Source organism: Microbacterium radiodurans, from assembly GCF_008710705.1.
Lineage (GTDB): Bacteria > Actinomycetota > Actinomycetes > Actinomycetales > Microbacteriaceae > Microbacterium > Microbacterium radiodurans.
Window position 1 is genome coordinate 142,745 of record NZ_VYRZ01000004.1, and the last position, 13,009, is coordinate 155,753.

At 64.5% G+C, this 13,009-nt stretch carries 11 protein-coding genes; 10 read left to right on the forward strand and 1 reads right to left on the reverse strand.

Translation table 11 applies throughout. The annotated features are described in order from the left end of the window. Window positions 1–147: 147 nt before the first annotated feature. From F6B42_RS14310 to F6B42_RS14355, 10 genes are all read left to right on the forward strand, one after another. Window positions 148–1,335: a sensor histidine kinase gene (locus tag F6B42_RS14310; protein WP_223878534.1), complete on the forward strand. Its 1,188-nt coding sequence runs from the start codon at window positions 148–150 to the stop codon at window positions 1,333–1,335. Next, complete coding sequence (locus F6B42_RS14315) at window positions 1,332–2,012, forward strand: response regulator (protein ID WP_150420396.1); 681 nt, start codon at window positions 1,332–1,334, stop codon at window positions 2,010–2,012. The genes F6B42_RS14310 and F6B42_RS14315 overlap by 4 nt, the downstream gene beginning before the upstream one ends. Before the next feature lie 229 nt (window positions 2,013–2,241). Next, window positions 2,242–3,762, forward strand: a complete 1,521-nt coding sequence (locus F6B42_RS14320; RefSeq protein WP_150420398.1) for a sugar transferase — start codon at window positions 2,242–2,244, stop codon at window positions 3,760–3,762. A gap of 308 nt (window positions 3,763–4,070) precedes the next feature. Beyond that, on the forward strand, window positions 4,071–4,826 hold the full coding sequence (locus F6B42_RS14325; RefSeq protein WP_150420400.1) for a glycosyltransferase: 756 nt from the start codon (window positions 4,071–4,073) through the stop codon (window positions 4,824–4,826). A gap of 97 nt (window positions 4,827–4,923) precedes the next feature. Continuing rightward, window positions 4,924–6,216, forward strand: coding sequence for an O-antigen ligase family protein (locus tag F6B42_RS14330; protein WP_191089396.1), 1,293 nt, complete (start codon window positions 4,924–4,926; stop codon window positions 6,214–6,216). 2 nt (window positions 6,217–6,218) lie between these two features. Further along, on the forward strand, window positions 6,219–7,184 hold the full coding sequence (locus F6B42_RS14335) for a glycosyltransferase (RefSeq protein ID WP_150420405.1): 966 nt from the start codon (window positions 6,219–6,221) through the stop codon (window positions 7,182–7,184). Beyond that, window positions 7,184–8,335 carry a glycosyltransferase gene (locus F6B42_RS14340; RefSeq protein WP_150420407.1) on the forward strand — a complete coding sequence of 384 codons (1,152 nt, stop codon included), beginning with the start codon at window positions 7,184–7,186 and terminating at the stop codon, window positions 8,333–8,335. The genes F6B42_RS14335 and F6B42_RS14340 overlap by 1 nt, the downstream gene beginning before the upstream one ends. Continuing rightward, window positions 8,332–9,309 carry an NAD-dependent epimerase/dehydratase family protein gene (locus F6B42_RS14345; protein WP_223878535.1) on the forward strand — a complete coding sequence of 326 codons (978 nt, stop codon included), beginning with the start codon at window positions 8,332–8,334 and terminating at the stop codon, window positions 9,307–9,309. The genes F6B42_RS14340 and F6B42_RS14345 overlap by 4 nt, the downstream gene beginning before the upstream one ends. Beyond that, window positions 9,306–10,217 carry a glycosyltransferase family 2 protein gene (locus tag F6B42_RS14350; protein ID WP_150420409.1) on the forward strand — a complete coding sequence of 304 codons (912 nt, stop codon included), beginning with the start codon at window positions 9,306–9,308 and terminating at the stop codon, window positions 10,215–10,217. The genes F6B42_RS14345 and F6B42_RS14350 overlap by 4 nt, the downstream gene beginning before the upstream one ends. A gap of 215 nt (window positions 10,218–10,432) precedes the next feature. Beyond that, window positions 10,433–11,272 (forward strand): polysaccharide pyruvyl transferase family protein, encoded by an 840-nt coding sequence (locus F6B42_RS14355; protein WP_150420411.1) that lies wholly within the window; start codon window positions 10,433–10,435, stop codon window positions 11,270–11,272. 65 nt (window positions 11,273–11,337) lie between these two features. Here F6B42_RS14355 and F6B42_RS14360 read toward each other — a convergent pair whose 3' ends face one another. After that, a complete protein-coding gene (locus F6B42_RS14360) occupies window positions 11,338–12,792 on the reverse strand; it encodes a right-handed parallel beta-helix repeat-containing protein (RefSeq protein WP_150420412.1) in 1,455 nt (484 codons plus the stop codon). Window positions 12,793–13,009: the final 217 nt, after the last annotated feature.

Below are 13,009 nucleotides of genomic sequence, written 5' to 3' on the forward strand. Positions count from 1 at the left end.
GGTCGTGCCAGCGTACGTGGCGGCCGCGGCGGCGCGCCTCCCCCGCGCGACGGATCCCGCTCCGTCATTCATCAGCAAGCGCCGCGACCCCGAGACGACACCTTCGGATGATGCGGCGACGCCCGCCGGCTTCCTACGCTCATTGACATGACCGTCGCCGCATCCCTCCCTCCCGTTTCGCTGCGCTCGCGCATCTGGGGTGAGACCTGGCGCGTGGCCGTAGCGGCTCTGATCGGAATGCTGGCCTTCATCGTCAATTTCGGCTTGAGCGTGGATGCCGGCGCCGACGACATGTCGCTCCGCTTCGGCGGCCGGGTGCTTCTCGACGTCGCGGTGGGGCTCTGCGCCGTCCCCCTGCTTCTGCTCCGCCGCCACGCGCCGGTCACCGCGGCGATCGTCCTCGCCGCGTGCGGGACTGTGTCGGCGTTCGCGGTCCCCGCGGCGCTCCTGGCGCTCGCATCCCTCTCGACGCGTCGACGGCCACGAGAGATAGGAACCGTCGCCGGGGTCTGGATGCTCGGCGTGCTCGTGATCGCGTTGACGGGCTTCGACCTGGTCGGCATTCCGGTCACGGGCGGCGACCTCGTGGTGACGGTCGGCATCGTCGCGCTCGTCCTCGCCGGCGTGGTGGCCGTGGGTGTTTCGATCGGGGCCCGACGAGCGCTGATGGCGTCACTGCGCGAACGAGCCCAGCTCGTCGCCGAGGACCAACGGCTGCGCGAGGCCGCTGCTCGTGACCACGAGCGCGCTCGGATCGCCCACGAGATGCACGATGTGCTGGCGCACCGCCTGTCGCTGACCGCGATGCACGCGAGCGCGCTGCGGCATCGGGCCGACCTCGACCCGGCCGAACGCCGGGCCGCCGTCGAGACGGTCGACGACAACGCTCGCGGCGCCCTGCGCGACCTGCGCGAGATTCTGACCGTGGTGCGTGACCCCGATTCGTCGACGCCCGACCGCCCACAGCCGACCCTCGCAGACCTCGACGCGCTCGTCCGCGACGAGAACGTCCGCCTGGAACGGGCCGTCGACACGTCTGGCCTGGCGCTCGTCGTGAGCCGTCACGCCTATCGCATCGTGCAGGAGTGCCTCACGAACGCGCGACGGCATGCGCCGGGCATGCCCGTTGTGGTGCGCATCGATGGCACGCCGGGCGACGAGCTCCGCATCGCGGTGAGCAACGATCTGCAAGCGCCTCCCCCACCTGCTGCAGAGCACGGTTTCGGGTTGGTGGGCGTTAATGAGCGCGCCCGATCCATCGGCGGGTCGGTCACCATCGATCCCGGTCCGGACGAGTTCCGGGTCTCGGCCACACTGCCGTGGATGAGCGCATGACGGCCCCGGCGCGGGTCGATGTCGTCATCGTCGACGACGACCCGCGGGTGCGTTCGGGCTTGCGTCTCCTGCTGGGCACCGACCCGACGATTCGTGTCGTCGGCGAAGCTGGCGACGGCCTCGAAGCAGCGGAGGTGATCGCGCGGCATCGGCCCGACGTCGTTCTGATGGACATCCGGATGCCGCGATGCGACGGCATCACCGCGACAGCTCGCGAGCTCCGCGCAAACCCCGCGCAGGCGATCATCGTGCTGACGACGTTCGACGCGGACGAGAACGTCGTGCGCGCTCTCCAGGCCGGCGCCCGGGGGTTCCTGCTGAAGGACGCTCCCCCGGCGGAGCTCGTCGCCGCCGTGCATGAGGCGGCGTCTGGGCGACCGGCCCTCGCCGCTCAGGTGCTCGAGCAGGTGATCCGCATCACGGCGCACCACGCGCAGCTGCCCAACAAGGCGGAGCGTCTCGCCGTCGCGTCGCTCACGCCGCGCGAACGGGAGGTCGCCGAAGCGCTGGCGCGCGGGGCGTCGAACGCCGCAATCGCAGCGCAGCTCTTCCTCTCCATCCCCACCGTGAAGACGCATGTGGGCAGGATCCTGGCGAAGCTCGGCGTCGACAGCCGCGCCCAAGCGGCGACCGTTCTCGCGCGCGGGATGAGCCTGCCAGGCGAACAGGCCCCCTAGTACTCATTACGAGTGCGATTACGACGCTCGGCGGACCGGCCAATCTCGGCTGACCGGCCATTTCCGGCGCTTGTCCCCCGGACGGCCGACATGGGAAAACGCCGTGAGACCGCTATCATCTTCGCGGGGGAAGGACAGTGTGACATTCGGTTTCTCGGATGTCACACGGTTGACACATGCTCCGGATAACGTCCCTCCCGCAACAACATGACTGCGAGAAGGGGGCGCTATGCCGTACGACTTCTCCGTCACACCTGGACCGTCGCCGCTGACGCAGGCGGTGACGGTTTCGTCGACCGCGCCGCGCGGTCCGCGGGACTGGCGCCGTCGCTACACGCGCGTGCTGTGGATCACCGACCTGCTCGTGCTCATCTGGGTCGTCTACGGCACCCAGATCGCCTGGTTCGGTCTCGGCAACGCGCAGCTTGCGATCAGCAACGACAACCGCATCACCGAGATCTCGTATTGGGTGACCTCGGCCGTGCTGATCGTCGCGTGGATGTGGACGCTGAGCCTCGCCGACACCCGCGACCACCGCATCATCGGCGTCGGTTCAGACGAGTATGCCCGCATCGCGCGCTCGAGCCTCTTCCTCTTCGGCGTCATCGCGATCATCGCCTTCCTGACGCAGATCGAGATCGCACGCGGCTTCCTGATCATCAGCCTCCCGATGGGAATCGCACTCCTCCTTTTCTCTCGCTGGCTCTGGCGCCAGTGGCTCGTCGCGCTTCGCAAGGGCGGGCAGTACTCCGCCCGTGTCTTGCTCGTCGGTTCGGAGGCGTCGGTTACCCATCTGGCACGTGAGCTGCAGCGCATGCCCGGCTCGGGCTACAGAGTGGTCGGAGCGTGCGTTCCTTCCGGCCGCGTCGCCGGCACCATCTACGGCACGAACATCCCAATCATGGGCAATGTGGATGCTGTGACGCAGGCGCTTCGGGCGACCGAAGCCGACACGGTCGCCGTCACCAGCACCGACGAACTGCCGCCCGACAAGGTGAAGCAGATCTCGTGGGATCTCGAGGCGGGCCGTCAGCACCTCGTTCTGGCGCCGAGCATCGTCGATGTCGCGGGCCCGCGCATTCAAATGCGCCCGGTAGCCGGGGTGCCGCTAATGCATGTCGAGACGCCGAAGTTCAGCAAGGGGCAGCTTTTCCTCAAGCGGGCGGTCGACATCGTGGCGAGCGCCCTCGGTGTCCTCGTGCTGAGCCCGCTTCTGCTGTTCTTGGCGATGAGCGTGCGTTTGTCGAGCCAGGGCCCGGTGTTCTTCCGGCAGAAGCGGATCGGCCTGAAGGGCCGCGAGTTCACGATGCTGAAGTTCCGGTCGATGGTCGTCAACGCCGAAGACCTGCTGGAGCCGCTGGCAAAGCAAGAGCGCGACTCGGGCAACGAGGTTCTCTTCAAGATGAAGAACGACCCCCGCGTCACACCGGTCGGGCGCGTAATGCGTCGATTCAGCCTCGACGAGCTCCCTCAGCTCTTCAACGTGCTTGGCGGCACGATGTCGCTTGTCGGGCCGCGGCCTCCGCTTCCTCGTGAGGTTGCTCATTACGCCAGCCACGTGCACCGTCGTTTCCTCGTTAAGCCGGGCATCACGGGCCTATGGCAAGTGAGCGGGCGATCCGCGCTCTCGTGGGAGGAGACAGTACGTCTCGATCTGTCCTACGTGGAGAACTGGTCGCTGCTCGGCGACCTCGTCATCGTCGCCCGAACCGCTCGCGCTGCCCTAGCCCCGGGGGACACGGCACATTGACTACCCGCACTGCGTCGACGCGACGCCCCCCGCGAGATCGAACTCCCTCCCAAAGACGCCTACGCGTGCTCCAGTCGGTTGTCGGACCAGGCGCGTCGATCAAATACATCGATCAAGTAGTTCGCTACGCACCTCCGAACGTCGAGTTCATCTACTTCAGCTGGAGAGCAGCGCTGACGCAGCGCTTTGACGTCTTTCACGTGCATTGGCCCGAGGTTCTCATCCGCCCCCGGGCGGGAGGATCGATGTGGCTGCGGTCGGCCCTAGCTCATCTACTCCTCTGGCGCCTTCGACTGTCACGTATCGCGGTGGTCCGGACCCTCCACAACGTCCGGCCGCATAACGCAGTGACGCGACGCCAGGAGAGGTTCCTCCTGAAGCTCGATGCCGTCACGGACACGTTCGTGCACCTGAACGGCTGCTCGCCGACATCGCCGGGCGCTATCCATGCTCGCATTCCTCACGGCGACTACCGCGAGCAGTTCGGATCCACGGAGCCGGCGGATTATCGGCCCGGGCGATTCCTCGTTATCGGGCGCATCGAACCCTATAAGGGTGTCGACCGATTCCTCGCAACTTTTGCGCGTTCGGGCATAGCCGGCGAGGAGTGTCGCGTGGTGGGGTCAGCGCCCGAGGGCCTCCGCACGACCCTGGAAAGCCAGATCTCCTCATGGTCGCGCGCGGACGTGAATGTGAGCGCTCGCTTCGAGTTCGTATCCGACGCCGAGATGGCAGACGAGATCACATCGGCGCAAGTGATCGTTCTGCCGTACGAAGAAATGCTCAACAGCGGGATCGCCCTCGTTGCGCTGTCGTTGGGTCGGCCGATTCTCGTTCCGCGGAACTGCGCTAACACCGAGCTCGCACACGAGGCGGGTCCCGAGTGGGTCATCCAGTACGACGGAGCCTTCGGAGAGGACGCCCTCAAAGCGGCGAGGAGTGCCAGCCCGCAATCGCCTGATTCGCGACCCAATCTCGATGGTCGAGACTGGAGGTCCGTGGCGGAACGGTACGCGGAGGTCTTCCGGTCAGCGCGGCACGTTCGAAAGTCGAGCAACGTATGATCCCGACCCCACAGCGCACCACTTCATTCCCGCCCGACATCGCGGTGTCGAGCGCGGGTTCCCGGTCCGTCGAAGGACCACGCCACGGAGGGGCGCAATGAGCTTGGCCTCGAGAACCGCCGCCCGCACGCCCGCGTCAGAACCACCGGCATCGCCCGATTCGCAGCCACGCTCCCTCGCGGCCAAGCTATTCCTGGGGCTCCTCTTCCTGCGTCTCGTCGCGGATGCCGCCTTTCTTCCCGGCGGGGTTCAGACGCTCACGAATCAAGCCGTCATCTTCGGCGCTATCGCTGCTGGGGTCGTCCTCTTCCTTCGTAAGCTCAATCGCGCGACGCTCTCGGCCTCGGGGCTCATCTTCCTCGTCGTCTTCGCATGGTTCCTTGTCGCTGTCGGCGACGCCGGCTTCAGTCAGCCGTTACTGAGTGCCGCGCTCCGCTTTTCAGCGCTTATCGGAATGGCCGCGCTCGCATTCACTTCGGTGAGGGCGCTAGGGGGGCCTCGATTTGCGACAAACCTGCTCTGGGTCTCATTCCCCTTCGTACTCGCCTTGGCACTCGGGACCGTATCCCGTTCTCCTCTCTTGTTCTCCCCGGGTACCGGTCGAGCATTTGGCACGTTCAATCACACGAACTCGGCCGCCAGTTTCGTCGCCGTCTTTGTACTCCTGTGCCTCTACCTCCTCTTCCGCCAGCGGAGACTGAGGTATGCATTCGCGCTCGTAGTCGGGCTGTTCGCCGTGGTAGGAACCCTCAGCCTCGGCGGCCTGTCCGCCCTTGCCGCCGGGCTCGTCGTCATGCTCGTAGCTTCGAACCTGTCCATCGGCGCCAAACTCGGCTCTCTGATCGCTGCGCTGATGGTCGGTGGGATCGTCATCGCAGGTGGCGCACTCGACTCGCGGCTGGAACAACTCGAGACCACCGTCTCGTTCGATGACGCGAGTTCCGCGACGTCCACGAACAGTCTCGACTGGCGCTTCTACAACTGGAGGCGCTTCCTCGCGCTCTGGGAGGAGCGCCCGCTTTTTGGCTGGGGTCTCGGACGGGGGGACTACGACCTGCAACCGATCGGTAAGCAGCCGCACAACGAGTACGTGCGAGCCCTCTTGGAGACAGGCATCGTCGGGACGACGATCATAGCTCTCGCGCTAGCGATGGTTCTCGTCTCATTGCTGGCCAAGAAGGACGTCGATCACTGGGGGCGTGCTCTGGCGATTGCAGCGTTGACGACGCTTCTCGTCAACGCTGTTGCTTCGAACACCACCTCCTACGCGCCCACGATGATGCTCGCGATCGCGGTCTGGGCGGCCGGATCCGATCGTCTGCAGATCAGTTCGTCGGACTCCATCGCATCGGGCTCCGTCAACCCCTCAAGCAAACGAAGGGCTCGTTGAGCATGAATGAGGATTTGACTGAACCGATCTTCCCTCCCGAGGCGCGGCTAGTGCTCGTCGCGTCGACCGGCGGACATTTGGAGCAGTTGCATCGCTGGGCGACCCGCTGGGGCATCGCGTCCAACCAGCTGCATTGGGTGACGTTTTCAAACGAACAGAGTCGTTCCCTCCTCGCCGGGAGCAACGTGACGTTCGTGGACTACGTTCGCCCCCGAGATGTTGTCGGAACGCTCCGGACAGTGCGGCCGATACGAGACGCGGCGATGGAGCTACGAGCGACTGCGGTTGTAAGTACCGGAGCTGCGGTCGCGGTCTCAGCCGCCATCGCCTCCCGCGTCGCCGGCGTTCCGTTCACCTATATCGAATCGTTGGCCCGGGTAGATCGACTATCGATGACGGCTCGCATCCTGATGCGATTCCCTCGAATCAGACGGTTCGTGCAGTCTGAACGGCTGAGCTCGAGATCTTTCAAGCACGCGGGCTCCATCCTCGACGACTTCCGCACTGAGACCGTCACCCCGCGCGCTCACCACGAAAGGCTCCGCGTGTTCGTGACCGTGGGCACGATCCGGCCCTATGGGTTCGATCGTCTGCTTGAGGCCGTCGACCGTGCGACCGTGAACGACGAGGTCTATTGGCAGACCGGTGAGTCGCAGTACCAGCCCACCCATGGAACTGTCATCCGCGCCATGCCCCGCGCCGAACTGATCGAGCATCTGGAGGCGAGCGACGTCGTCGTCGCCCATGCCGGCGTCGGGTCGATTCTCTCCTCGCTCGCGGCAGGCCGTGTCCCCCTGGTCGCTGCTCGGTCGAAGAAGTACGGCGAACACATTGATGACCACCAGCTCGACATCGCCAACCTGCTTGCCCACCGCGGCTTAGTGAAACTCACCGACATTCATTCCCTCACGCGGGACGACCTCGTCTCGGCAACGGGCCTAACTAGTAAGGCGGACGTCAGCAACTGATGTTCAACACGACACTCGACCTCGGCGCCCGATCCCGTCTCCTTATCCACAAGTTCGACCCCGAGACGCCTGCACCCGGAGGCATCGACACATGCATTCGCGGAATCATCAAGTACAGCGATCCTGACGAGTCCCTCGCAATCGTCGGAGTCGAAGGCGGGCCCAGCGGGCGCAGGGCCCTTGGCACGTGGCGTCCGGTCGAGCTGTACGGCCGACGGTTTCAGTTCATGGCGGTGGCGCCCCTTGACCCGGGCAATCAGGTTCGCCGCCTGCCACACTCTCTTCGTATCGGCGCGGGCCTTGTTCGATACAAAGGCCAGTTGCCCAAAGCTGCATACGTGCAGACACATCGCGCAGATCTCGGACTGCTCGCCTCCACAATCCTGAGCGGTCGCCACGACTACTTCATCCACACCCAGGAGTCCGGCATCCTCGGTTCCGAATCGGACTCGTTCTGGAAGCGTGCTGCTCCGGTGCATCGTTCCGTTGAAAAGACGGTGGTAAAACGCGCTCATCGAGTGCGTGTGTTCAACCCCACGTACGCCGAGCGGGTCAAGGAGTGGAACAGCGCGACGATGGCTTCGCCCACATGGTGGGATCCCGAGCTGATACCTGAGCGCAGAACCGACTCTCCCAGGGGCCGCAATCTCCTCTGGGTGGGGCGGTTGGAGCAGCCGAAGGTACCTTCGCTTGCGCTCGCTGCGCTGAGTCGCCTCACCGAGGCTGAACCCACGGCGGGGTGGAAGCTCAGGATGGTAGGGGCTGGGAACCTCGAGACCGAGCTCCGACGGATCGCGAAGCAGATGGGCGTTTCCGAGCACGTGGAATTCGTGGGTCGACTGAATCCGCACGAGGTCATGGACGAAATGGCACGTGCATCGATTCTTCTTATGACCTCCGTCGCGGGGTACGAGGGTTTCCCGCGTGTTCTTGTCGAAGGACTCGCGAACGGCTTGTCGGCCGTCGTGACCGAGGGGGCCGATACCGGCTCCCTGGTCGCAGACGGCGTGAATGGCTACCGCGTGACGCCCGATGCTTCCGAGTTCGCATCCCGCATCTCGCAGGCCCTGGCGCTGAGTGCGACTGATTCACGCCGGTCTGTCGAGCACCTGTCTGCGCCGCGGGTCGTGCGCGCCCTGTACGAACGATGACACCAGTAGAAGAGAAGACGATGAAAGTACTAATCACCGGCGCCGCCGGTTTTGTCGGGAGCCGCATCGCCCGCCGCGCATTGGCAGAGGGTCATCAGGTGGTGGGAGTCGACGCACTCACCGACTATTACGACCCGGAGATCAAGCGTCGCAACGTGAAGCTCCTCACGGGATCGAACTTCGAGTTCGTCGCGGGCGACTTGCTCGACCAAGACCTGAAGTCGCTGCTCGATGGCGTCAACGTGATTTTTCATCAAGCTGGTCAGCCGGGTGTACGCAGCTCGTGGGGTCGCGATTTCGAGATCTACCTGCGCGCCAACATCGCCGCCACTCAGCAGCTCCTTGAGGCCGCCGTCGGTAGCCAATCCCTCCGTGCCATGGTGTACGCGTCGTCTTCGTCCGTCTACGGCGACGCAGAGAACTACCCAACGCTGGAGTCGGACCGGCCGATGCCGGTGAGCCCATACGGCGTCAGCAAACTTGCGGCTGAGCACCTCTGCACGCTTTACGCGCGAAACTTCGGGGTTCCGACCGTCTCGCTCCGCTACTTCACGGTCTACGGGCCCGGCCAGCGCCCCGACATGGCGTTCACTCGTTTCTGCAAAGCGGCCGTGACTGGCTCGCCGATCACCCTCTACGGCGACGGTGAACAGATCCGAGATTTCACTTTCGTCGACGACATCGTCGAGGCGAACTTCGCGGCTGGCTTCGGCCAGGTGGAACCCGGATCCGTTTTCAATGTCGCGGGCGGGAGCAATGTCTCGGTCAACGAGGTCATCAGGACCCTTGAGGAGTTGTCCGATGAATCTATTCAGATCGATCGGCGCGACGCCGTCAGCGGTGATGTCCGGCGGACGAGCGGAAGCACGGCTGCCATCCAATCCGCGCTCGGTTGGTCACCGAAAGTGAGCCTCAAGGAGGGCCTCGCCGCTCAGTTCGAGTGGGCGCGCGAAAGCTTCGGGACGGCGACATGAGAACTGTGGCCTGCATCATTCCAACGCACGGCCGCCCGGATTTCCTCCGCGAGTCACTCCACTCGGTTCTCAGTCAGCGCGGGGTATCCGTAGCTGAAATAGTGGTTGTCGACGATGTCGGCACGCCCGAGACTGCCGCAATTGTGAACTCGCTTGCGCAAGAGATCCCTGATAAAACGATCACATACGCGCATCGGGCGGATGGACTACCGGGGGCCTCCGCGTCGCGAAACTACGGTTTTGCCGAGACATCGTCAGACATCATCGCCTTCTTGGACGACGATGATCTCTGGACCGAGGATCACCTCCGGCTCGCGGTGGCTGCCCTCGAGGAAGGCGGCAGGCCGCTCAGCCTGTCGTGGATGAGTGTGCAGGAGGATGATGGCGCCCCCCGTCCGCACTTCAGCCCAACGCGGGGTCTTACGTTCAAGCAGGTACTGTCGGTCAATCCCGGCGTGACGGGCAGCAACATGGTGATGACCCGGGACGCCTTCGTCGCCGCGGGCCGGTTCGACGAGAAGCTGCCCGTGTCGAACGACAAGGACTTCTTCGCCGCGTATCTGCGATCCGGCCAGGACTATACGGTCGTCGAATCCCGCACGGTGATCCACAGGCGCCATTCGTCAGGCCAGCTGACGGCGTGGAACGACTCCCGAGCGAACGGTCTCGAGGCATACCTGCTCAAGTACTCAGACGTGGTGTCAGCAGCCGACCGCAGATATCTTCAACGTCAGATTCACAGCATTCGCAGTCGCACCTATCGTGGCTTCCCGCGGCTCCGCGAGGCGGTCCTTCTCATCCTTCGCTCATCACCCTCGACTTTGCGCGAACGCGTCGCACGCCGGCTGCGGCGAGCCGCGGGACCGCAGGCACACGTGCTTCGGACGTCCCCGGGGCACCGACAGTGACTGGTCGGCGTGTATTCGTCTCGGCTATTGGCCAACCCGACAACATCGGCGATTCGGTCTTACGCCGCGCGTACCTCGACGCGCTCCGAGGGGCCGGGGAGCTTCACGTCCTCGTTGCGGGAAGCCCCGACGACTATCGTTCCGGGCTCGGACTCAGACCGGATGACACGCTCTACGACGAACGAGCGGCGTGGTGGAGCTCGGCGGACGAGGCTGTGGCCGATGGCCCCGTCGTCGTAGCGTTCAACGCAGGCGAGATGCAACTCAATCGCATGTTCGCCAAGTCTTACGCGCGCCACGCGCTCCTCATCGCACGGGCCCGGCGATCGGGCGGTTACGGGGTTCATGCCGGCATGGGTATTCGGCAGCGCACCGTCCTCGGGCGCCCGATCGGCGCGATGCTCCGGCTGTGCGACGTGGTTTCTTGGCGAGACCGCTGCAGCCGAACGTGGGCGGGTGTCGGCGATGTCACGGCAGATTGGGCGTTCGCCATCGGCGATGGTCCGAGCGATCTTCTGTCGCGATCGCAGCGTGATCTGCTCGCGGTCAGCCTGAGAGGCGATCGAGTCAGACCCTCACGTGGGTGGCTCGACACGGTCGAGTCTGTCGCGACGAGCAACTCCCTCACGCCGACGGTGATCGTTCAGGTCGAGCGCGACAACGAGCTAGCTACATCGATATGCGCTGATCGAGGCTGGGACATCTCGCCATGGACCGGAGGAGCGCACGCAACACAGGAGCAGGCGGTGCGGCACCTCTACCGAAGGTCGCACGCGGTCATCAGCGACCGCCTGCACGCCCTCGTGATTGGTGCGACGGAGGGCGCAGTTCCCGTCGCGTTCGCCCCCTCCTCTGTTGCGAAGGCACGGCGCACCCTCGATGCCGTCGGGCTCGCGAAGTTCGCCCCCGCGCTCTCTCCGGGCACGTCCACTGATGCCGCAGCCTCTGCTATCGGAGCGCTCCTATCCGAACGACAGTCGGTCGTCACGTCGGTCGAGCGCGCGCGCAATGATCTCCGCGGGCTCGCCGAGCGACTCCGAACCCCGAAGCGATAACTGGGCGGCCAGACAAGGGCGTCCCTTTGCGCCCCGAGCGCGGCCCCTTTGGCCTGTGGGACTCGTCACGAGTCGCTTATGTCGATGCCGATCAACTCCGCACTGATCGCGCGGGGAATCGAAACTGAACCGTATGTATTGTCGCGGAGCGTGACATTCCTCGGCGAGCCTCCGGAACGCAGAACCTTGACGGCAACGCTTCCCGACTCGAAATCGTTCCCGACAACCTCACACCCCTCTGACTCTCCCGTTATGGCGAGCAGTGCGTCAGTCTCCTGCTCGTCATCACGGAGCGCGTTGCTTCGAATTTTGACTTTGCGCGCGTTATCGAGCCGAACGAGCTGATCGCTATTCTTCTGCACAGCCACGAACGTGCCACCCTCGATGCGCGAATCGGCAAGCGTCGTCAGGTAGATCGCCCGACCGGCACTCTGAACGAACGCGCAATCAACGACATCGATGTTCGAGACTTCGCGCCCAGACGAATCGTCTCCGATTCCCGTCCCCTCGCCCGAGAACCGACAGTCGCGAATCGATGTACCGGTCGTATGTCGCAAAGTCACGCCCTTATTCGTGCAGTTGGCAAACGCGACGCGCTCGATTGTTATGTCGGGACTGAGGAGGACGATCCCTTCCTCGAACGCGCCGATAGCACCGTCGACGATTGTTATCATCCTCGAACCGGCGAGAACGTAGAACCCGTTATCCAGGCCACGAAGCAGGCTGAAGTCTCGAATTGCCACACCGTCGCACTTCTGTATCTCCACACCGACGCACGCATCCGTGATGCGAAGTTCCTCGATCGACACAGCGCAACATTCGAAGAGGCCGACTGAGTAAACCTGCGCATTTGCTCGTCCACCGTCGGTTCGCGTCTCCCAAACGTCCTGGCGGTCTCCGTACGCCGTCACGACCACTCGACGCAGCCGCGCGCCGCTCACCCGACGAAGTTCCAGAGCCGCCGCGCCCGGTTCGATCTTCTTCGAGTTGTTCGTGATGACGACGTCATCGATGACCACATCGGCGACGACGGAGTCGGCTTCTGCAACCACGCGAAGCCCGCTGCTGCTGGTCTTGGCGAGGTCGATAGTCAGCCCCCGACCGCGTAGGCGAAACCGAGAGCCGTTTCGAACCTGGAGCACGGGGTCCACGGATCCAGCAATTAGCGTCACGCCTGGCGCTGCCGAGACGAGCACATCGGAGTGGCCGATTTTGAGGCCCTCGCTGAGAAAATAGGACCCCGGCGGGATCATCAACCGCGCCAGCGTCGCCAGCGCCTCACGAAACGCAGGCGCATCGTCTGTCACTCCATCGCCAAGCGCACCGAACGAGGTGACCGCGTCTCGGTCTGAGCGACGCGGGATTCGGTGTGCCCACTCGTCTCCGAGCGCCACGACGACACTTGCCGGGCCGAGGATTGCGATCGCCCCCGCTCCGACCAAGAGAGCCCGCCGCGTCAACGTCCGATCATGAACGCTCTCAGACCCGATCTGGTCACTACTTCGGTCTTTGCTCTCCATGCCTCATTCTCTTCCACGAATCGTGGCGGCTCCGCAGCCGACGGCAATGCTCTCATCGCGAGGAGAAACTGCTCTCGCCACGACCGGCTTGTTTACACCCGCGTCACGGGAAGTTGGTATGAAGGGGTGTCGGTCCCGTCGGGTCCGCGGGAAGAGAGCACCATGCGTTTGTCGGTCATCGGTTGCGGTTACCTCGGAGCGGTTCACGCCGCGGCGA

Excerpts from the sequence above, each read along its gene's own strand:
- F6B42_RS14330 (WP_191089396.1), top strand. The coding sequence starts at position 4,924 with ATGAGCTTGGCCTCGAGAACCGCCGCCCGCACGCCCGCGTCAGAACCA.
- F6B42_RS14360 (WP_150420412.1), bottom strand. The coding sequence starts at position 12,792 with ATGGAGAGCAAAGACCGAAGTAGTGACCAGATCGGGTCTGAGAGCGTT.
- F6B42_RS14310 (WP_223878534.1), top strand. The coding sequence starts at position 148 with ATGACCGTCGCCGCATCCCTCCCTCCCGTTTCGCTGCGCTCGCGCATC.
- F6B42_RS14340 (WP_150420407.1), top strand. The coding sequence starts at position 7,184 with ATGTTCAACACGACACTCGACCTCGGCGCCCGATCCCGTCTCCTTATC.
- F6B42_RS14335 (WP_150420405.1), top strand. The coding sequence starts at position 6,219 with ATGAATGAGGATTTGACTGAACCGATCTTCCCTCCCGAGGCGCGGCTA.
- F6B42_RS14350 (WP_150420409.1), top strand. The coding sequence starts at position 9,306 with ATGAGAACTGTGGCCTGCATCATTCCAACGCACGGCCGCCCGGATTTC.
- F6B42_RS14345 (WP_223878535.1), top strand. The coding sequence starts at position 8,332 with ATGACACCAGTAGAAGAGAAGACGATGAAAGTACTAATCACCGGCGCC.
- F6B42_RS14320 (WP_150420398.1), top strand. The coding sequence starts at position 2,242 with ATGCCGTACGACTTCTCCGTCACACCTGGACCGTCGCCGCTGACGCAG.
- F6B42_RS14315 (WP_150420396.1), top strand. The coding sequence starts at position 1,332 with ATGACGGCCCCGGCGCGGGTCGATGTCGTCATCGTCGACGACGACCCG.